Below are 20,543 nucleotides of genomic sequence, written 5' to 3'. Positions count from 1 at the left end.
GACTTTTTCTTTTTTTTTTGTAAAATAATATAATATGAACTTTTTAATTTTTTTGGTTTTTATGATTGCAGGGCTTGGAACTATCGGCTATGTTTTTTTTAAGATGCAAGAATATCCGATGGAGTTGAAACTGGGAATAATAGTTGCAGTTTCAATAATTTGTGCGATTGTTTTCAGAAAAGTCAGACGAAAATCTAAAGGGTTTTTTAAGAAAACAGTTAATGAAACAATTGAATGGGCGGATACTTTGATATGGGCTGGTGTATTTGCGTTTTTTATAATGTACTTTTTTCTGCAGGCGTTTAAAATACCATCAGGCTCAATGAGAAACACTTTTTTAGAAGGCGACCATCTGTTCGTTAATAAATTTATCTATGGAACCCGAATTTTTTATCCATCTTTTAAGGATGGTTTCAGAATCAAAATGAAACGTATCTGGGTCATAAAAAAGCCGAAACGAGGTGATATTGTTGTTTTTGCAGCACCACCTGAAGCGCTGGAACCTCAAGAACGTGCTGCAGGTATGAAAAAGGATTTTGTTAAGAGATGTATCGGTATCGCTGGTGATAAAATTGAAATAAAAAGAAAAAAATTGTATCTTAACGATATACTTCAGAAAGAACCGTATGTTGGTTTTTCTGATATATATAACGATAACATTCCACAGCGTGATAACTTCGGTCCAATTACTATTCAGACACAACACTATTTTATGATGGGTGATAACAGAGATAACAGTAAGGACTCGCGGTTCTGGGGGCCGCTTGACGAAAAATATATCAAAGGCAGTCCGCTTTTAATATACTGGCCACCAAAAAGAGTAAAGTTAATTAAGTAATTGCCCCAATAAGGGAGCCGAATAAAAATACCGAATATAACCGAATATTCGGGTATATTCGGTTAAAATTCGGGAGTCATTCGTGAGAAAAGGAGCGAAGCGACAATGTTTGAAAACTGGCTTACATGGGCGGTGATAGCGGTTGTTCTTTTTATTATTGAGATGGTTTCACCAACGGTTTTTTTCTTTGCCTGTCTCGGAATAGGCGCAATTTTTGCAGCGGTTGCAACCATTTTTGGACTGATGTGGCTTAACTGGACAGTATTTGTTGTTGTCTCGTTTTTGGCAATCGTTCTTTCTAGACCGCTCGTTAATAAACTGATAAAAAAACCAGCAAAACCTGCCAATGTTGATGCGTTAATTGGACATAATGCATATGTTCTGGAAGAGATTAAACCGACGAAATTTGGCAGAGTAAAAATAGAAGGTGAAGAATGGCTTGCTGAATCATCAGAAGAAATCCCGAAAGATGTCTGGGTAAAAATTATAGAGGTAAAAGGTGTGCGATTAGTAGTTAAAAAAACAAGTGAATAAGTGGCTAAGTGACTATGTGGTTAGTATTTTACTAATCACTTAATCACTAATTAACTAATCACTGTTGTTATGGGGGTGTTTTTATGCAACAGATTCCTGTTCCGTTAGTGATTGTTGTTGTTGTGTTGTTGTTTGTTTTTGCGAAGATGGCACTTCGCATAATTCGGCCTTACGAAAAAGGGCTTGTAGAATTTTTAGGCAGGTTCAATAGAACTGTTGATTCCGGGCTTGCGTTTATTATCCCGGTTTTTGAGACAATCAGGAAAGTGGATATGCGAGAGCAGGTTCTGGATGTGCCGCCACAGGATGTTATCACAAAAGATAATGTCGCCGTAACCGTTGATGCGATTATCTACTTCAAGGTTACAGACCCGTTCAAGGTTATCTATAATGTTGCCAATTTTGTTCAAGCAGCAATCAATCTTGCACAGACAAACTTAAGAAATGTTATTGGTGAGTTAGCATTGGATGAAACATTAACCTCTCGTGAAAAAATTAACTCGCAACTCCGTGTGGTGCTTGATGAGGCAACTGATGCATGGGGTGTTAAGGTTACCCGTGTGGAACTTCGTAAAATAGACCCACCAGCAGATATTACACAGGCAATGTCAAAACAGATGAAAGCAGAACGAGAAAAAAGAGCAGTAATTTTAGAAGCAGAAGGTATCCGTCAGGCGGCAATAAATAAAGCGGAAGGCGAAAAACAAGCGGCAATACTGACTGCAGAAGGTAAAGCCGAAGCAATCAAACGGGTTGCAGATGCCGAAAAATATCAGATAGAGATTGTGTATAATGCTATTCATGCTGGCAAGCCCACAAACGACCTTATTGCAATAAAATATCTTGAAGCACTTGGCAAAATTGCAGAAGGTCATGCAACCAAGATATTCTTGCCGTTAGAATCGTCAGGTGTGCTCGGCTCAATTGCTGGTATCTCTGAACTTTTTAAAGAAAAAAAAGAAAACATAAATAAACGCTGACGCTGATAGTAACACTAATGAACGCAGATTACACTGCTGATGTTGTAGTGGCAGAGATTGCCCCTGCCATTTATATTCATATTCCATTTTGTAGAAAAAAATGTAACTACTGCGATTTTGTAAGCGCAGATTACGCAGATAAAACCACAGATTACGCAGATAAATACTTGAAAATTCTTGCAGAAGAATTTTCTTCTCGTCTATCCTCTATCCTCTACCCTCTACCCTCTACCCTCTACATCGGTGGCGGGACTCCATCAATACTTTCAGAAAAACAACTCTCATTTTTATTTAGAACGATACTTGCTCATTTAGCTAAATGTGCAACTGAGATAACTTTTGAGCTCAATCCTGAATCAGTTACAGCAGAAAAATTGAAACTATTAAAAGATTTTGGTGTCAATCGTTTGAGTATTGGACTTCAAACTTTTGATAACAGGTTGCTAAAATTTTTAGGACGGGTACATACTGCAAAAGATTTTTTGAACTGCTATGCAATAACCCGAGCAATTGGATTTAATAATATAAACATTGATTTATTTTTCGTTATTCCTGGTCAGAAATTTTAAATTTGTAAGTGCGCCATTAAGGGCGCACTACAATTAAAACCTGAACATATCTCAACCTATTCGCTTACGATACAAGAAGGCACAAAGTTTTTTGAGATGGGTTTAGAAAAAGATGAAGACCTTGATGCAGATATGTATGAATTTGTGATTGGCTACCTTAAAGAAAACGGATATCATCATTATGAAATTTCCAATTTTGCCAAGCCTGGTTGGGAATGCCAGCATAACATCAACTACTGGCAAAACGGACAATATCTCGGTTTTGGGCTTGGTGCTGTTTCACATATCAGAGACATTAGAATAAAAAATACAGAAAATATGGATGAGTATCTAAAAGGTAATTTTAACACAATTTCCGAAAAACTTGTATCTGATAAAAAAACATCTGAAAATCTGATGCTTGGTCTACGGCTTATTGATGGTATAAAAATTTCTGAAGAAGTAAAAACTAAATTTTTTCAACAGATTAGCAAGCTTAAAAATAGTTTTTTACTTACAGAACAAAATAATTTATTGAAATTAACAGATAAAGGGCTGCTGATGGCTAATTATGTATTCTGCGAATTTTTGTAACGGACAGACGCAGAAATTGGGATTTCAAACTTGGATTTCAGACTTCAGTTGGATTTAAACTTAATTCCAAGTAGCCCGAAAAAAAGTGGCAGGATTTTAACCTGCGTTATCTGATGAAAGTACTGCTTGTAAAACCATATAACGTTTCAGACCATATTCAGCCATCACTTGGATTGGGTTATCTTGCCAATTCAATAAGAGGCGAACATGATGTTGAAATTCTTGACTGTATAAAAGAAAAACTTAATGTAGATGGGCTTGTAAATTATATTGAAAAAAAACCGCCTGATATTGTTGGATTTCAATTTTATACATATGATTTCAATTTCATAAAAGAAACAACCTGTAAAATCAAAAAAAAAATTCCAGAGATTATTATAATTATCGGCGGTCCGCATCCTTCATCCTGTGGTTCAGAACTTCTTAAGCAGTTAAACAATCTTGATTTTATATTTCAAGGCGAAGCAGAAAGGAGCTTACCAAAATTTCTAAGATTGCTTTCTCAAAAACATAATGATTTTTCAAATGTTAGTGGACTTGTATGGAAAAAAAACGGGAAATTGTTATGTAACCCGACGGATTTCTATGAAAATATTGACGAATTCGGGTTTCCTGCGTGGGATATTATAAAACCACAAACATATCCACCTGCACAACATGGCGCCTTTTTTAAAAACTTTCCAATTGCACCGGTAATTACAACCCGTGGCTGCCCATTTAATTGCAGTTTCTGCGCTGCACCTAAAATATCAGGACGGAAATTAAGAACGCGGAGTGCAAAAAATGTTATCACTGAGATTGAATTGTTATATAACAAATTCGGTATAAAAGAAATACATATTGTTGATGATAATTTTACATTAAACAAAGAACATGCAAAAAAAGTTTTGAATGAACTTAAACAGAGTAAATTAAACATTTCATGGGCAGTCCCTAATGGTATCCGACTTGGAACTCTTGATGCTGAACTTCTTGCACTTATGCGAGAAACAGGTTGTTATCTTATATCAGTTGGTATTGAATCCGGTTCTGATAGGGTGCTTGAATATATGAAAAAAAATCTGACTGTAGATATTATAAAAAAAGAAATAAAATTTATAAAATCATTTGGATTTAATATAGCAGGTTTTTTTATAATCGGCTTTCCACAAGAAACAGAACAAGATATCAAGAAAACGATCTCACTTTCATTAGAGCTTCCTTTAGTCCGTGCAAATTTTTTTACATTTCTGCCACTTCCAGGAACAGAGGCATATACACAGATTGAAAAAACAGGTGAATTAAACAATGTTGACTGGAACAGGTTTTTATTCACATCCGCACCGTATGTTCCAAAGGGATTAACAAGAAAAAAACTTAAAAAACTTCAAAGGTCGGCATTTTTAAGATTTTTTTTAAGACCTAAAATAATAATAAAAAATATTCTGGCTATCAAATCCGTCAAACATTTTAAGTTTCTTTTAAGGAGAGCGATACATTGGCTGAGTTAAATTCTGTTTCTATAATCATTCCTGTCTATAACGAGGAACACACAGTTGAACAAATAATTAATACGGTCAGTGCATTAAATCCGAAAGAAATAATTATAGTTGACGACGGTTCAACAGACGGAACACGAGAAATATTAGAAAAATTAAAAATTTCCGCCGAAGGCGGATCCGCCTCAGGCGAAAAAAATAAAAAATTAAAAATTATTTATCACGACAAAAATCAAGGGAAAGGTTCTGCGATAAGAACTGCGTTAAAACATATGACAGGCGAAATTGTCGCAATTCAGGATGCGGATTTAGAGTACAATCCAGAAGAACTTAAAAAATTGGTTATTCCAATAATAGATAAAAAAACGGATGTTGTCTATGGCTCAAGATTCTTTCAAAAACCAGTAAAAAATATCTATAAAAGATACAAACTTGGGAACTGGTTTTTGAGTAAACTTATATCTGTTCTATGTAGCCAGAAAATAACAGATTCTTATACCTGCTATAAAGTTTTCAATACAGATGTGATAAAAAGTATTGAGTTAGAGTCAAAAAGGTTTGAATTTGAGGCAGAGATTACAGTGAAACTCTTGAAAAAAGGGATTAAAATTCTGGAACTTCCAATTGATTACAACCCGCGTCGGTTGGGAGAGGGTAAGAAAATCGGCTGGCTTGACGCAATAAAAGGCATCTTGACGATAGTAAAGTATTCAGTATGAAAAAACAAAAAGTAAAAATTCAAAATTCCAGTCAAAAAGATATTCCATTTTTTCCAGAATGGCTGGTTTGGGTAATTGCATCGGTATGGGGATACATTGTATTAAAAAATTATTTTTCTTTGTTTGCGCCGGGTTTTAATAATCTGGAATATATGCTTTCGTTTGATCAGTATCTTGGCATATTCAATCTCTCAAACGGATTGGTTTTCAAACACATTTTTAACCTTCTGCTTGCTTTAATTTTTCTGTTTTCGGCATTTTCCGCCGGCAGAGTTTGTTTAAGAAAATTTTTCAAATGGGCAAGTCCACTTGAAGAAATCGTTTTTGCCGTCGGGCTTGGGCTTGGGCTTATCGCATATATCATTTTTCTACTTGGCATTTCAGGTCTGCTTTACTTTTTGCCAATTGTTGCAATTATTCTTTTTTTTACCGTTTTCGGTTTCCTGGATTTTAAAAAAAATCCGGTTAAATTCGTCATTAAAAAGGGAAAATTGTCATTACTGGATATTTTTGTCGCTGGCATTCTTTTAGTTGCGATGCTTATAAATTTGGCAGGTGCGTTAAGTCCGGAAATTTTTTACGATTCGCTCGTTTATCATCTTGCGGTTCCAAATTATTACAAACTCCATAACAAAATGCTGAATATGCCATACGTATTTTATTCCAATCTTCCGCTGGTACACGGTATGCTTTATACGGCGGGACTTGTAATAAAAGACGAGACATTGCCTAAACTTATAAACTACAGTGCCGGCGTAATCAGTTGTCTTGTGTTGTTTTCAATTGCGATTAAATATTTTAATTTCAGAATCGGTTTATGGGCGTCTCTGATTTTCTATACGATTACCCATGTTATGATAAGTGCCTGGTCGTGCGGAACAGAGATGATGCTTACGTTTTTCGGGATGCTTTCGTTTTACAGTATTGCAAATTATAACAAAGAGAGAAATAAAAACGGAGAAAAAAACTGGCTTGTTCTGTCCGCAATTTTTGCGGGGCTGGCGATGGGCGTCAAATATACGGGGCTTTTTGTCGCTTTGGGCGTTTTTGCCATTTATGTATTTTCGGAAAAGAAATTGATTGTTTTTAATCCTTTGAAAATCGCTAAAAATATTTTCGTCTGGGGTCTGATTTCTTCCGTAATAGTTATGCCATGGCTTGTAAAAAATTATATTTACAAAAAAAACCCTGTATATCCATTTATGAACGAGGTTTTTCCGAAAGACCCGCATTCAGATTATGGAAAATTAAAACATTTTACAAATGAAACGCGGCAGTTTGAAAAAATAGAAATAAAAAACTGGGTTAAACATCCATGGCTGATAACCATGGGCAAAGTTCCCAATTCGGAAAATTTTACGCCTCTTTTTCTTTTTTTAATTCCGTTGTTTTTGTTTTTTCCGCGTCCGCCAGTGGTATTAAAATATGCGATAGTATATTTTGTGGTTGTATGGCTTACGTGGTCTTTTTCGTCAACAATGATAAGATTTATGATGCCAGCATTTCCTGTGGCTGGGTTAATTATTAGTTCCTATCTGAATGTTGACTTCTATAAATCATTAAAAAAAATATTGTGCTGGGTTGTTCTTGTTGTCTGCCTGATAAATGTATATTGGTCGGCAAGGATTTATTATATTCAAGGTGGCTGGAAGGTTGTTTTTGGGAAACAAACAAAACAAGAATTTTTAAGCACCACACATTCCTCGTATCCATATGGCTACTATGCAGCGATTGAATTTATAAACAAAAATTTACTAAAAGATGCTAAAGTAATGTTCATTGGCGAAGGCAGAAGTTTTTATATTGAAAGAATACCAGTGGTATCTACTGCACAGGATACAACGCCTATTGTTAAATGGGCGAAATCTTCAAAATCTGCTGATGAATTATACTTAAAAATAAAACAGGAATGCATAACCCATATTTTCTTTAATCTTGGTGAAGCAATACGACTTGGTAAAAGTTATAGGATGTTTCAATGGGATGAAAAATCGTTATCCGTTTATAATAAATTCTGGAAAAAATATGTGAAAGAGATTTTTTATAAAGATGAAACAATTCAAGGAAATTTTCTCAACAGGGTGGCTGTATATGAAATTCTGAAAGATACAGGTGCTGCAGTTCCTCATATAGCACCTATCAATTTGATGTCTGAAATAGTTGTAAAAAATATTAGGCTTGTAAAATGAATAAAAGTAAAAAAATTAAATTAAAAAAGAAAGAAATAAAAATATCTTACTGGACTGATTTTGCTTTTTCAAAGAGAGATTTAATATCTGCATCTGTAATATTTTTATTTGTTTTTGTAGTATACAATCTTTTTTTGTGTAGAATGTTTTATTTTGATGCATTGATGTTTGCTTCTGAAGTAGTGAGAGAGCCACGGGCTTGGGCAAACCATTTCAATTTTACTTTCTATGGAAATATTTTCTGGAAAATACTTAAATATACTGGATTGATTAAATTAGTAGAAACATCGCCACCGGAAGGTTACAGAACACTACAGTTGATGAACGCAATTTTTGGTTCTCTAACTGTAGCATTTGTGTTCATATGGATAACAAAACTGACAGATGGAAGAACCGGAATAGCAACTGTGTTTTCACTGCTTTTAGCATTTTCTTACGCTTTCTGGTGGCGGAATACTGATGCCCATGTATATCCTCCTTCTGTCTTTCATCAATTTGTAACATTATGGCTCGCATGGTCATATACCAGATATCCAAATAAAACAAAACTTCTGCTGTTAGCGGTCTCAACCGGCATAACAGTTCTTATACATCAAGGCAATGTCTTTTTTATTCCAGCAATACTTACCGCTGTTATATATCCCAACCTGTCACACCGCAGCCCAAAAGGAAAATTGGTCAAGAATTTATTTTTGTTTATTACCGTCGCTGGCTTAATTATTGTAATACCGTATTTATGGGCTTTATCATACCAGGAACGAATACTGTTAACATTGGACGGGAAGTGGAATATCAACAGAAAAACACTCCTTTCTGCATTTGAATGGCTCCTTGGTAATGCTGACTTCATCAGACCTGATGGGACTTTTGACATAAAATTAGTTGGCTACTGGAATATTGCTAATTTGAAAAATATGACTATCGGAAATATAAAAACGTTAATGAGATGTATCATATACACAGGTGGTGGATTTGCATATGGGTGTTATACCTTTGGCTGGAAGGCTAATCGGTTCTGGCCTGTATTATTTCAGGATCTATTCATACCATTGAATCTGTTTTTCTTTTTTAAGACAAAACTATGGCAGAAGTATTCACAACTATTCATGATTTCTGTTGTATGGCTTGGCACATATATTTTATGTGTTACAAATTTTAACCCTGGCAACCTTGACTATTGGTATCAGCATTTGATAACAATTTTTCTTATAGCCAGTTGTGGATTTTCCGAATTTCTTAAAGACGAAAAAATTTGTCTTTTATTGAAAAAAACACTACTCGGACTTCTTTTATGTTCGGTTGTTATAGTTCCTTCTGTAAATTTTTTTGATTCAATATATCCAATTTCAAGAGCTGAAAATAATGAAAATTATTTGCGTGCAATCTGGATAAGAGACCATGTAAAAAAAGGCGGTGTGATTATAATTTCAGGGCTTGACTATTCAAATCCGCAAAAGGTATATATCCCATCATTTGCCGGTATAGGACGGATTTCTTTTGATTTGATTTTTTGTTACTATGTTAAGGAACAAGGACTTCAAATTCTGAAAAATCAGGTTGAAACGCTTGCAAGTCAAGGAACAACCATCTATACACTGGATGGAATTTTTTCAAAAACGACTGAAGAAGGGCTAAAACAATGGAATATCTCAATAGATGAAATAAAAGAAATTTTTAAGCCATATGAGTTCAAAACACTCGGCATCTATCGTGATGGTATGAAAATTATGCAAGTGCTCCCGAAAAGAGGTTCAGCAGCATTTCATAGAAGAGAAGGGATAAAATTCTACAATTTGAAAGAATACAACAAATCACTTGAAGAATTTTTGGGTATTCCTGAAAAAGATAAAACAACGCTTGACTACAAACTTATCGGCAACTGTTTGGTTTTAACTAATAATCCGCAGAAAGCACTCAATTACTGGACAAAAGCATTGCAACTGAATCCAGCAGATACCGACTTAAAACAATTACTTGAACACTATCGTAAAACTCAATAATTCCGTCTCATTCCGCCCAAATACTATTTACAACAAGTGAACACGAATGAACACGAAACCGCTTACCTCCAAAATAAAAAATTTAAAAAATAAAAAAAGTACTTGACAAGTTTCTATTTTTTAGTTATAATTATATCAGAACACGAAAATACCGTGTTTTTATAGGTTGTTAAAACCGAAATTGTAGTTTGAAAATATATAAACCACGAACTCAAATAGTAAGAAAGAAAAAAAGTTGAGAAAGTATTTTTTGTTGCCAAAAATTTGTTCTTTGAAAACTGAATAGTTGTGATGAGGTCACAAAAAAACGTTGTTCCAAAAATTTAGAGCGTTTCAAATGGCTCAATAAAAACAGTGGTTAATAATTAGTGGTAAGGTTTATACTTAATCACTATTCACTTAATCACTTAATCACTGATTTTTTATGGAGAGTTTGATCCTGGCTCAGAACGAACGCTGGCGGCGTGCCTAACACATGCAAGTCGTACGAAAAGTCACAAATTGCCGCGAATGAAGGGCCAAATGTCTGCAAATTTATTTGTGGTAATTTGGTTTGTAATTTGTGGTAATTTGTGTTCTTTTAGTGGCAAACGGGTGAGTAATGCGCAGGTAAGCAACCATCAAGTGGGGAATAACCCCGAGAAATTGGGGCTAATACCCCATATCACCAGCCTGATAAAAATCAGGAAGGTAAAAGTCCCGACGCAAGTCGGGATGCTTGGTGACGTGCCTGTGTCCTATCAGGCAGTTGGTGAGGTAACGGCTCACCAAACCTATGACGGGTAGCCGGTCTGAAAGGATGAACGGCCACACTGGAACTGAGACACGGTCCAGACTCCTACGGGAGGCAGCAGTGGGGAATTTTGCTCAATGGGGGAAACCCTGAAGCAGCGACGCCGCGTGGAGGATGAAGGTTCTTTGAATCGTAAACTCCTTTTACAGAGGACAAAAGGGCAGGGTATAGGGTGTAGAAAAGATAGGGTGTAGAAAAGTCAATGACTTTAACTATACCCTGTACCCTACCCCCTATTCCCTGCCTCTGATGGTACTCTGTGAATAAGCATCGGCCAACTACGTGCCAGCAGCCGCGGTAATACGTAGGATGCAAGCGTTGTTCGGAATTACTAGGTGTAAAGCGTCTGTAGGTGTCCTGACAAGTTGAGTGTGAAAGCCCTTGGCTTAACTGAGGAATTGCACTCAATACTGTCAGGATTGAGTGTGAGAGGGGAAACTGGAATTCCCGGTGTAGCGGTGAAATGCGTAGATATCGGGAGGAACACCAATGGCGAAAGCAGGTTTCTAGCTCGTTACTGACACTGAGAGACGAAAGCGTGGGGAGCAAACAGGATTAGATACCCTGGTAGTCCACGCCGTAAACGATGCTCACTAGTTGTGGGAGGTATCGACCCCTTCTGCGACGACGCTAACGCATTAAGTGAGCCACCTGGGGAGTACGACCGCAAGGTTAAAACTCAAAGGAATTGACGGGGACCCGCACAAGCGGTGGAGCATGTGGTTCAATTCGACGCAACGCGAAGAACCTTACCTGGGTTTGACATACCGGTGGTAAAACTCCGAAAGGGGAATGACCCGCAAGGGAGCCGGAACAGGTGCTGCATGGCTGTCGTCAGCTCGTGTCGTGAGATGTATGGTTAAGTCCTACAACGAGCGCAACCCCTGTCCTATGTTGCCAACCCGCAAGGGCGCACTCTTAGGAGACTGCCTCGGTTAACGGGGAGGAAGGTGGGGATGACGTCAAGTCCTCATGGCCTTTATGCCCAGGGCCACACACGTGCTACAATGGTCGGTACAAAGCGAAGCAAGACCGTAAGGTGGAGCAAATCGCAGAAAACCGGCCCCAGTTCAGATTGAGGGCTGAAACTCGTCCTCATGAAGTAGGAATCGCTAGTAATCGCGTATCAGCAGGTCGCGGTGAATACGTTCCCGGGTCTTGTACACACCGCCCGTCACACCATGGAAGTAATCTGTACCGGAAGCCGATGTCCCAATCCCCGATGAAAATCGGGGTAGGAAGTTGTCCATGGTATGGGTTATGACTGGGGTGAAGTCGTAACAAGGTAGCCGTAGGGGAATCTGCGGCTGGATCACCTCCTTTCAAGGAGTAAGTAACGGCAATTAAAAATTAAAAATTAAAAATGCAAAATTGTTGGTAAAAATTCATTTTTAATTTTACATTTTTAATTGCCTTTATTAGGTCGGTCTCATCACCAACTATTCAGTTTTCTAAGAACAAAACTTACCTGCCTTAGGTAGGTGCGGATTGATGCGGATAAAACCGCAGAGAGACGCAAAATATCTAATATAACAAAGTTCTTTCAAATCCCCCAAAAGTGGGAAAAGGGGTTGTGTCTGCTCAATAAAAGGCAAGTTAAAAGTTTGCTTTGCAAATTTTTGTGGGCCCATAGCTCAGTCAGTTAGAGCGTACGCCTGATAAGCGTAAGGTGAGAGGTGCAATTCCTCTTGGGCCCATGAAATTTTGCCAATAGCAAAATTTCAATTAATTTAGATGTTCGATTTTTCTAATTAACCAATTAACTGATTAACTCAAAAATTTGCTACGCAAATTTTTGTTGGGGGTGTAGCTCAGTTGGGAGAGCGCGTGCTTTGCAAGCATGAGGTCGGGCGTTCAAATCGCCTCACCTCCATAATAAAAAATAAAAATATGGGTATTACATATATAAAAGTGAAAATAGGTGCTTATCCTGAATCTAAGAAAACTATAGAAACAGATCTTTTGGTTGATACAGGTGCTTATTTCAGTGTTGTTCCATGTGAACTTCTTACAGATGCGGGAATAAAACCCAGACGGCAACAAGTGTTTACATTAGCAAACGGGAAAAAAATTACCCGTCAAGTTGGTTATGCTGTGTATAAAGTTAATGGTTAGGAAGGTGTTTCTGAAGTCGTTTTTGGTGAAAAAAAAGATAAAACCTTATTAGGCATACTCACATTAGAATCATTAGGTTTAGAAGTTGACCCAAGAAAAAGAAAATTAAAACCTTCGGAATTACTGTTGCTTTAGTTTGGAATAAGAGGTCGCCAGTTCAAATCTGGTCACCTCCAAAAATGGAATAAAAAATGGAAAAAATAAAAGTTGTTGATTTTGCACCGCATAAAAATTTTGATATTAAAACTTTTAAAGGAACACCTGAAGAAGTTCTTAAAAATATACACAAGCACTGGGAAGTTAAAGAAGAACTTAAAAAGTGGTGTGAATTACTAATCAAAACCCATTGTTTTTCAGACAGTATACCTATTGGTAAATATTTCAAGAATTTAAATGATGACGATCCGTTAAAAGTGATCGGCATACTGGGATATGCATTAGGTAATGGCAACCAATGGATTGAAATTGAGTGGATAAAATGGAACGACGGTAAAACCACATATATTGAGAAGGAATTTAAAAAATGGGTTTATTCACCAGTGTTGTCATAGTTCTTTTGGTTGTTATTGTCGTTGTTGAAATATGGATTGTTCGTAAGATTTTTAAACATGAACTGGCGTTAAAACATCAGGATAGTAGATTAACAGAGCATTTCAAAATTTTAAGTGAGATTAAAAAGAAACTATAAATGTTCTTTGATAAAATCTCCGATGTAAAATCAGAAGGTTCTGATAATTCAGAATCATCTCCGTGAGGTATTAAAATATGTATGGAATTTATTTGTGTATATCTCCAGCAGGTGGAAAACATAAAAGAGTAGTTATTCATAAAAGAAGTTGTAATTTCTATAAATGTATGGCTAAAAAAGGAAAGTCCAAAGGTTTGTATTCTTTTAATAAATACGAAAAAACACTTAGAGATGCTCTTAACTTTGCTTCTTATTGTTCTTTAGAATGGCATGCTCCAATTGTTTTTTGTAAAAAATGTTTCAAAATAGGCAGTTCAATAGAATGTGTTTTCTAATAAATGAAGATTTCAAAAAAAGATTATTTATCAATTTTCCTTATTCTCGTTTTTTTAGATTGTTCTTTCTCAGAAAATAAAACAGTAAAATTACCTCGTAGTATGCTTGGTTTTGAATTAGGACAAACTATAGAAGAAGTAGATGAAATGGCTAATAAAATGAATTGTTATAGTATTCATACTAGAGGGTGGAAGGAAACAGGTTTTCGTTATTATACGGATCCTAGTCCACTTTTTACCAGTTTGTTCGTTTCATGTAGAGATAATAAAAACGGTGTCCTAAAAGTATGTGAGATTGGATGTACATATTCAGATAAATCTGGTAGCTACGAATATATTATATCAGAGGCTAAAAAAAAATTTGGGAGACCCAAATATACAAACAATTATAAAACCGAGTGGTATTATTGGTGGATAAATCTATGGGCTGATGATAATACAGTAGTTAAAATAAAAAAGCACTCTGAAGTTAAAAGCTCTCTTGGAATTAGAGAACTCTCGATTAAAGAAAGAAGAGTATATATAGAAGATCAACAAAAATTTCAGAAAAGACAAGAAGAATTCGAAAAAAGAGAAAAAGAAGGTTTATTTGGAAAATAGTTATTTACAAAAATAGGTTCTTTGAGAAAATCTTCCTGATAAAAAATTGGGAGGGACTTCTGAAAAATGGAGGATATAGGGTAAGAAAGCGTCTTATCATACAATAAGTTTATAGCTGAGAGAGTTTAGTTTAGAGAAAAGTCAAAAAACTCTAAACTCTGAACTCTGAACTCTGAACTGAATTGTGTGAGACCAAATAATATGGTCAAGTAGAAAAGGGCGTACAGTGGATGCCTTGGCAGATGAAGCCGAAGAAGGACGTGGTAAGCTGCGATAAGCGTCGGTAAGGTGCAAACAACCTTTGAGCCGGCGATTTCCGAATGGGGCAACCCTTCCGATAGCAATGTCGGAGATCCGTAACTGAAAATTCAAAAATAGGTCACGGAAGGCAACCCGGTGAAGTGAAACATCTCAGTAACCGGAGGAAAAGAAACCAACGAGATTCCGAAAGTAGTGGCGAGCGAAATTGGAGAAGCCCAAACCTATAAAGACAGGGTGTAGGCAATAGGGTGTAGGGTGTAGAAAAGTCAGATGTGGCTTTAACTACTGCCTACTGCCTATCCCCTACTCCCTGTCTTTATGGGGGTTGTAGGACCGCTATTGTAGCCACCGACTTCAGTTGGTGGAATCCGTTTCACAAGGATTAGTTGAATTGTCCTGGAAAGGTAAGTCATAGAAGGTGAAAACCCTGTAGACGAAAATCCAAGTTTTGTAACCCCCGAATTTATTCGGGGGTGAGCGAAGCGAAAGTGAGCGAGCGGTATCCTGAGTAACACGGGACACGTGGAATCCCGTGCGAATCTGGGGGGCCCACCCTCCAAGGCTAAATACTCTCATCTGACCGATAGTGAACCAGTACCGCGAGGGAAAGGCGAAAAGAACCCCTGACGGGGAGTGAAAAGAACCTGAAACTGTATGCTTACAAGCTACGGAAGGACTATGAATGGATTAGGGTGTAGGGTATAGGGTGTAGGGTGTGGTAGCCGCAACCTTCAGGTTGCGTAAACGCAGGATAAATCCTGCGACTACCTACTACCTACTTCCTACTCCCTACTCCCTGCCGTTAATGTCTGACCGTGTGCCTGTTGAAGAATGAACCTGCGAGTTATTGGATCGTGCAAGGTTAATCCCGATATATCGGGAAGAGCCGTAGCGAAAGCGAGTCCGAATAGGGCGTATAACGGCAGGGTATAGGGTATAGGCAGTAGGGGGTAGTTAAAGTCAATGACTTTTCTAAACCCTATCCTAGTCTACGCCCTACACCCTGTCGTAAGCGAGTTCGATTCAATAGACCCGAAGCCAAGTGATCTAACCCTGGACAGGGTGAAGCCCCGATAATATCGGGGTGGAGGCCCGAACTGTTGAGTGTTGAAAAACTCCTAGATGAACTGGGGTTAGGGGTGAAAGGCTAATCTAACTTGGTTATTGCTGGTTCTCCCCGAAATAGCTTTAGGGCTAGCCTGTTGTGTTTGATACAGGTGGTAGAGCACTGGATAGAGTATCCCGACTACCAGTCGGGACAATTTAACCAAACTCCAAATGCCTGTATTGTAAAGCAACGGAGTCAGTTCGTGACGGATAAGCGCCACGTGCAAAAGGGGAACAGCCCAGACCGTTGTCTAAGGTCCCAAAATTGATGCTAAGTGGCAAAAGGATGTGGGATTGCTAAAACAGCCAGGATGTTGGCTTAGAAGCAGCCACCATTTAAAGAAAGCGTAACAGCTCACTGGTCAAGCGATTCTGCGCCGAAAATAATCGGGGCTAAAGCATCATACCGAAAACACGGCTATAACGGCAGGGTGTAGGGTGTAGAAAAGATAGGGTTTAGAAAAGTCAATGACTTTAACTATACCCTATACCCTACCCCCTATTCCCTGCCGTTACGGGGTAGGGGAGCGTTCCGTTATAGTGTGAAGGCATACCGTAAGGAGTGCTGGACGAAACGGAAGTGAGGATGCAGGTATAAGTAGCGAGAAAGCCGATGAGAATTCGGCTCGCCGAAAATCTAAGGTTTCCTTGAGCAACGTTCGTCGACTCAGGGTTAGTCGGTCCTAAGCCGAGGTCGTCGTAAGGCGGCGTAGGTGATGGGCATCCGGTTAATATTCCGGAACCATATATATAGCGTTATAAACTTTATGGAGACGCAGGAAGGTAGACCGGTCCGCGGTTTGAATGTGCGGATTTCTCCTGATGGAAGTTAGGAGGACCATTCCGGTGAAAATCGGGAGAAGCGGTTCAACTACACTGCCAAGAAAATCCATATAGCGAGTTATATTTATGTCCGTACCGCAAACCGACACAGGTAGATGGGTAGAAAATACTAAGGCGCGCGAACGAATCATCGTTTAGGAACTCGGCAAAATAACCTCGTAACTTCGGAAGAAGAGGTGCCTGAGTAGTGCTGATGGAAAGCAAACTTGATACGGATGGAGAAGGGGTTATACCCTCCACATTCGGACTCGGTTTGCTGGAAATCAGTTATGAAAAGGTTGCAATAAAGTGGCCCCTGCGACTGTTTAGCAAAAACACAGGACTCTGCTTAACTCGTAAGAGGATGTATAGGGTCTGACGCCTGCCCGGTGCTGGAAGGTTAAGGGGAGTCGTTAAGGGCAGGGATTAGGGTATAGAGAATAGGGTATAGAGAAGTCAAAAGAATTTTCTAACCCCTAAACCCTGACCCCTAACCCCTGTCCTGAAGCGACAAACCGAAGCCCCAGTAAACGGCGGCCGTAACTATAACGGTCCTAAGGTAGCGAAATTCCTTGTCGGGCAAGTTCCGACCTGCACGAATGGCGTAACGATAGGGGCGCTGTCTCAACGATGAATTCGGCGAAATTGTGCTGACTGTGAAGACGCAGTCTACCCGCAACTAGACGGAAAGACCCCGTGGAGCTTTACTGCAGTTTAATCTTGGATTACGGGATTATCTGCGTAGAATAGGTGGGAGCCATTGAAGTTCCGCTTTTGGGCGGGATGGAGGCGACAGTGAAATACCACTCTGATACTTCTGTGGTTCTAATTCTGTGCCGTGAATCCGGCTGGAAGACAGGGTTTGATGGGCAGTTTAACTGGGGCGGTTTTCTCCTAAAATGTAACGGAGAAGTTCAAAGGTCACTTCAGCGCGAATAGAAATCGCGCAGCGAGTGCAAGGGCATATGGTGGCTTGACTGCGAGACCTACAAGTCAAGCAGATGCGAAAGCAGGACCTAGTGATCCGGCGGTTTGATTGTGGAATTGCCGTCGCTCAACGGATAAAAGCTACCCCGGGGATAACAGGCTTATCTGGTCCAAGAGTCCATATCGACGACCAGGTTTGGCACCTCGATGTCGGATCATCCTATCCTGGGGCTGGAGTAGGTCCCAAGGGTTTGGCTGTTCGCCAATTAAAAGGGTACGTGATCTGGGTTCAGTACGTCGTGAGACAGTACGGTCCCTATCTGTTGCGGGTGAAGGAAATTTGAGAGGAGCCGGCCATAGTACGAGAGGACCTGGCTGGACGAACCGCTGGCGTACCAGTTGTCTCGTCAGAGGCATCGCTGGGTAACCAAGTTCGGACGGGATAAACACTGAAAGCATCTAAGTGTGAAACCCACCTTAAAACAAGATTTCCCAAATGGATAGGCGAGAAGGCGAAATGGTGAAAAGGCGAATAGGTTTTCCTAATCGCCTAATCGCCTGATTGCCTAATCGCCTGCCGTTAAGAAGGCCACTTGTAGATTACAAGTTTGATAGGGTGGAAGTGTAAACGCTGTAAGGCGTGTAGCCATCAGTTTCAACTGGTGGTGAGCTGACCACTACTAATCGGCCGTTTGACTTGACCATATTATTTGGTTTAATAAAAGCAGAGAATAGAAATTAGGAAAATAGAGATTAGGAAATTAGGGTTCGGTTTTTTCCTAATCTCCTAGTTACCTAGTCTCTTAATCTCTGTTGTTATTTGGGGGCGGAAATGGAACCTGATGTGTTAAGAGACATCTATCAGTTAGTTGTAGCACTTGGGATTATCATAGCAGTAAGCAATGTAATGGTAATTATCAAATTATTTGATATTTCCAGAACATTGAAAAAACTTTTGGAAAAACAGTAATAGAAACTGGTAGAAGGCATTTACCGCCTTTGATGTTAAGATTTTCCCGGCGGTATTTCTGGTGAGGCAACATCTGTATTTTTGTCTGCCAACAGGCAGTCAGTATAGGCAGGCATTTTTTAACCTGTTAGAAAAAAATTAGGTTTTTGATTGCTCGGTGCTTATTTCAGTGAGGACACACCCGTTCCCATTCCGAACACGGAAGTTAAGCTCACTAGAGCCGATGGTACTTAGGACTAACTCGTCCTTGGAAGAGTAGGTCAGTGCCGGGCATTCTGACAGCTAAACTGTTTTCTAACAAAGCAGGCAGACACAACAAGTTAAGCCCACCAGTGCCGATGGTACTTACTGTCAACTAACAGTTGAGAGAGTAGGTCGCCGCCGGGATTTAATTTTGTAATTTTATGATAAAAACCAAACAAGAAAAGCAAGAATTTGTAAAAACATTTGAAAAAGAAATCCAAGAAAAAAGAAACTTTATACTTGCCGACTATCAAGGTTTGAAAGTTTCGGAATTGGAAGATTTACGAAAAAAATTACAGATACTCAATGCCAAACTGTTTGTTATTAGAAACCGGCTCGTAGCCAAAGTATTCAAAAATGTCGGAATTGTCGGTTTTAGTGAATATCTCAAAAAAGCCAAAAAATTAACAAAGCACTATCAATTATTAGCAGGGCTAAAGCCCTGCTCTACATTGAAATCCCTGGATATTAAGTTGATATCCGGAGTTCTGGAATCAACGTTTCCTTGAAGCAGACGCTAATTCCGAACAAGCAGAGACAGGTTTTCTTCAATATTTCCGAAGATGTAGTGCGATTTTATACAAAAAATTGCAAAAAAAGGAGAGCAAATGAAAAATTTTACTTATTTATTTTTATTTTTTTTATTTTTAATTGGTTGTGCTACAAAACCACAAATTAAAACCTTTTATAATTGTGCTTTTTCTCCTAATTTAGATTATTCAAAGAACTATCGTACAATAGTTTTACCAGTAACTACAGAAGTTGTGCAAAATATTGATTCAAATTTAATCAATGTGCTATATAATTTTACATCTTTAAAACTTCTAAGAATAGGTAAATTTTCACTAATTGAACGGATGAAAGTAGAAAAACTCATCAAAGAACAAGATTTTGGAATTTCCGGAAAGATTGATATAAAAACTGCAGCAAAAATTGGAAAAATTTTAGGTGCTGAAATAGTTGTACTCACTGAAATTGATGAATTAAAACCAGTCCCCCTTCTTGATAATCAATACGATTCTTTAGTTTATATTCGTTTAATTGATTCTACTACAGGCGAAATTCTATATTATGCAGAAGGGGATGCAGGACCCTTTACGATTGGTACAATTGATTCACTTAAATGTTCAATAGCAAAAGCATTAGAACCTTTATTTTATAGATATGGCATTGAATTTTATCATGGAAGCCTAAATAAATAGTTTAGAATATAAATGTTGTCAGAAAATTTCAAGTCAGACGTATGAGGAGGTAATATCCAATGCAAACAAAAGAATGGATAAAGTTAGAAAGCAGAAATGAAATAATTAGTAAAGTTGCTGATATGGTTAAGACAGCACAACATAGTGTATATATTATTGGACATAGTGCAAGATGGTTGGAGGATAAATCTTTTCAAGAAGCTATTAATACTGTGCGAAATAATATTGATGTGAAATTTTGGATTACTTGTCCTGAAGATATTACAAACAGAATAATAGGTTCTCTACTAACATTAAAAAAAATAGGCATTGTTGACAAAGTGTTTAAGAAATCTTACGGCCGTATTAGAATTTGTTTAGTTGATGGGAAAAAAATATTATTAGCACATACTCTGGAATATCAAGATAGAAGAGGCAATACATCTTTTGGTTTATACTTTGAAGATAATGATTTTGGCCATTGGTTATCTGGGCGATTTATAGAATTAACTCAAGATGCTTATGAAATAGATGAAAAAAAGTTTAATATTATGATAAAAAGTATTTGGTTTTCTATTAAAACACACTGGATAGAATGGATAATTGTTGCAGCAATAGGAG

17 protein-coding genes, 2 tRNA genes and 3 rRNA genes are annotated in these 20,543 nt (G+C 38.0%); all 22 read left to right on the top strand.

The features are described from left to right. The first annotated feature begins 34 nt into the window (after positions 1-34). Complete coding sequence (gene lepB / locus AB1349_06120) at positions 35-838, top strand: signal peptidase I (protein ID MEW6556913.1); 804 nt, start codon at positions 35-37, stop codon at positions 836-838. Positions 839-943: 105 nt separating this feature from the next. Then, positions 944-1,372 carry an NfeD family protein gene (locus AB1349_06115; protein ID MEW6556912.1) on the top strand — a complete coding sequence of 143 codons (429 nt, stop codon included), beginning with the start codon at positions 944-946 and terminating at the stop codon, positions 1,370-1,372. Positions 1,373-1,455: 83 nt separating this feature from the next. Then, positions 1,456-2,352, top strand: a complete 897-nt coding sequence (locus tag AB1349_06110; protein MEW6556911.1) for an SPFH domain-containing protein — start codon at positions 1,456-1,458, stop codon at positions 2,350-2,352. Positions 2,353-2,369: 17 nt separating this feature from the next. After that, complete coding sequence (locus tag AB1349_06105) at positions 2,370-2,921, top strand: radical SAM protein (GenBank protein MEW6556910.1); 552 nt, start codon at positions 2,370-2,372, stop codon at positions 2,919-2,921. 96 nt (positions 2,922-3,017) lie between these two features. After that, entirely contained in the window at positions 3,018-3,494 is a 477-nt protein-coding gene (locus AB1349_06100) for a hypothetical protein (protein MEW6556909.1), read from the top strand. 113 nt (positions 3,495-3,607) lie between these two features. Then, positions 3,608-4,984 carry a radical SAM protein gene (locus tag AB1349_06095; GenBank protein ID MEW6556908.1) on the top strand — a complete coding sequence of 459 codons (1,377 nt, stop codon included), beginning with the start codon at positions 3,608-3,610 and terminating at the stop codon, positions 4,982-4,984. Continuing rightward, positions 4,972-5,691 (top strand): glycosyltransferase family 2 protein, encoded by a 720-nt coding sequence (locus tag AB1349_06090; GenBank protein MEW6556907.1) that lies wholly within the window; start codon positions 4,972-4,974, stop codon positions 5,689-5,691. The genes AB1349_06095 and AB1349_06090 overlap by 13 nt, the downstream gene beginning before the upstream one ends. After that, the gene (locus AB1349_06085) at positions 5,688-7,880 is read left to right on the top strand and encodes a phospholipid carrier-dependent glycosyltransferase (protein MEW6556906.1); all 2,193 of its coding nucleotides are present in this window, start codon (positions 5,688-5,690) and stop codon (positions 7,878-7,880) included. Before AB1349_06090 ends, AB1349_06085 begins: the two co-directional genes overlap by 4 nt. Further along, positions 7,877-9,880, top strand: coding sequence for a DUF2723 domain-containing protein (locus AB1349_06080; protein MEW6556905.1), 2,004 nt, complete (start codon positions 7,877-7,879; stop codon positions 9,878-9,880). The genes AB1349_06085 and AB1349_06080 overlap by 4 nt, the downstream gene beginning before the upstream one ends. Positions 9,881-10,301: 421 nt before the next feature. Further along, positions 10,302-11,996: ribosomal RNA gene (locus AB1349_06075) — 16S ribosomal RNA — on the top strand. 300 nt (positions 11,997-12,296) lie between these two features. After that, positions 12,297-12,370: transfer RNA gene (locus AB1349_06070), tRNA-Ile, on the top strand. 103 nt (positions 12,371-12,473) lie between these two features. Continuing rightward, a tRNA-Ala gene (locus AB1349_06065) sits at positions 12,474-12,546 on the top strand. Positions 12,547-12,563: 17 nt separating this feature from the next. Then, positions 12,564-12,788: an aspartyl protease family protein gene (locus tag AB1349_06060; protein ID MEW6556904.1), complete on the top strand. Its 225-nt coding sequence runs from the start codon at positions 12,564-12,566 to the stop codon at positions 12,786-12,788. A 191-nt stretch (positions 12,789-12,979) separates the two neighbouring features. Then, positions 12,980-13,339 carry a hypothetical protein gene (locus AB1349_06055; GenBank protein ID MEW6556903.1) on the top strand — a complete coding sequence of 120 codons (360 nt, stop codon included), beginning with the start codon at positions 12,980-12,982 and terminating at the stop codon, positions 13,337-13,339. Between the two features lie 214 nt (positions 13,340-13,553). After that, positions 13,554-13,811: a hypothetical protein gene (locus tag AB1349_06050; GenBank protein MEW6556902.1), complete on the top strand. Its 258-nt coding sequence runs from the start codon at positions 13,554-13,556 to the stop codon at positions 13,809-13,811. Between the two features lie 3 nt (positions 13,812-13,814). Then, positions 13,815-14,411 carry a hypothetical protein gene (locus AB1349_06045; GenBank protein ID MEW6556901.1) on the top strand — a complete coding sequence of 199 codons (597 nt, stop codon included), beginning with the start codon at positions 13,815-13,817 and terminating at the stop codon, positions 14,409-14,411. Between the two features lie 203 nt (positions 14,412-14,614). Beyond that, a 23S ribosomal RNA gene (locus tag AB1349_06040) occupies positions 14,615-18,233 on the top strand. 127 nt (positions 18,234-18,360) lie between these two features. Further along, positions 18,361-18,498, top strand: a complete 138-nt coding sequence (locus AB1349_06035) for a hypothetical protein (protein ID MEW6556900.1) — start codon at positions 18,361-18,363, stop codon at positions 18,496-18,498. A gap of 153 nt (positions 18,499-18,651) precedes the next feature. After that, positions 18,652-18,770: ribosomal RNA gene (gene rrf / locus AB1349_06030) — 5S ribosomal RNA — on the top strand. A 132-nt stretch (positions 18,771-18,902) separates the two neighbouring features. After that, a complete protein-coding gene (gene rplJ, locus AB1349_06025; protein MEW6556899.1) occupies positions 18,903-19,250 on the top strand; it encodes a 50S ribosomal protein L10 in 348 nt (115 codons plus the stop codon). Positions 19,251-19,349: 99 nt separating this feature from the next. Then, positions 19,350-19,943 (top strand): CsgG/HfaB family protein, encoded by a 594-nt coding sequence (locus AB1349_06020; protein MEW6556898.1) that lies wholly within the window; start codon positions 19,350-19,352, stop codon positions 19,941-19,943. 59 nt (positions 19,944-20,002) lie between these two features. Continuing rightward, a partial coding sequence (locus AB1349_06015; protein ID MEW6556897.1) for a hypothetical protein occupies positions 20,003-20,543 on the top strand: 541 nt, incomplete at its 3' end.

It is taken from the genome of Elusimicrobiota bacterium (assembly GCA_040757695.1).
Lineage (GTDB): Bacteria > Elusimicrobiota > UBA8919 > UBA8919 > UBA8919 > JBFLWK01.
Note: the sequence above shows the minus strand (reverse complement) of the source record. Positions and strands in the feature narration are given on the sequence as shown.

Bases quoted from the DNA above. Each gene is read 5' to 3' on its own strand.
- lepB (MEW6556913.1), top strand. From the start codon at position 35: ATGAACTTTTTAATTTTTTTGGTTTTTATGATTGCAGGGCTTGGAACT.
- AB1349_06115 (MEW6556912.1), top strand. From the start codon at position 944: ATGTTTGAAAACTGGCTTACATGGGCGGTGATAGCGGTTGTTCTTTTT.
- AB1349_06110 (MEW6556911.1), top strand. From the start codon at position 1,456: ATGCAACAGATTCCTGTTCCGTTAGTGATTGTTGTTGTTGTGTTGTTG.
- AB1349_06105 (MEW6556910.1), top strand. From the start codon at position 2,370: ATGAACGCAGATTACACTGCTGATGTTGTAGTGGCAGAGATTGCCCCT.
- AB1349_06100 (MEW6556909.1), top strand. From the start codon at position 3,018: ATGGGTTTAGAAAAAGATGAAGACCTTGATGCAGATATGTATGAATTT.
- AB1349_06095 (MEW6556908.1), top strand. From the start codon at position 3,608: ATGAAAGTACTGCTTGTAAAACCATATAACGTTTCAGACCATATTCAG.
- AB1349_06085 (MEW6556906.1), top strand. From the start codon at position 5,688: ATGAAAAAACAAAAAGTAAAAATTCAAAATTCCAGTCAAAAAGATATT.
- AB1349_06080 (MEW6556905.1), top strand. From the start codon at position 7,877: ATGAATAAAAGTAAAAAAATTAAATTAAAAAAGAAAGAAATAAAAATA.
- AB1349_06060 (MEW6556904.1), top strand. From the start codon at position 12,564: ATGGGTATTACATATATAAAAGTGAAAATAGGTGCTTATCCTGAATCT.
- AB1349_06055 (MEW6556903.1), top strand. From the start codon at position 12,980: ATGGAAAAAATAAAAGTTGTTGATTTTGCACCGCATAAAAATTTTGAT.
- AB1349_06050 (MEW6556902.1), top strand. From the start codon at position 13,554: ATGTATGGAATTTATTTGTGTATATCTCCAGCAGGTGGAAAACATAAA.
- AB1349_06045 (MEW6556901.1), top strand. From the start codon at position 13,815: ATGAAGATTTCAAAAAAAGATTATTTATCAATTTTCCTTATTCTCGTT.
- AB1349_06035 (MEW6556900.1), top strand. From the start codon at position 18,361: ATGGAACCTGATGTGTTAAGAGACATCTATCAGTTAGTTGTAGCACTT.
- rplJ (MEW6556899.1), top strand. From the start codon at position 18,903: ATGATAAAAACCAAACAAGAAAAGCAAGAATTTGTAAAAACATTTGAA.
- AB1349_06020 (MEW6556898.1), top strand. From the start codon at position 19,350: ATGAAAAATTTTACTTATTTATTTTTATTTTTTTTATTTTTAATTGGT.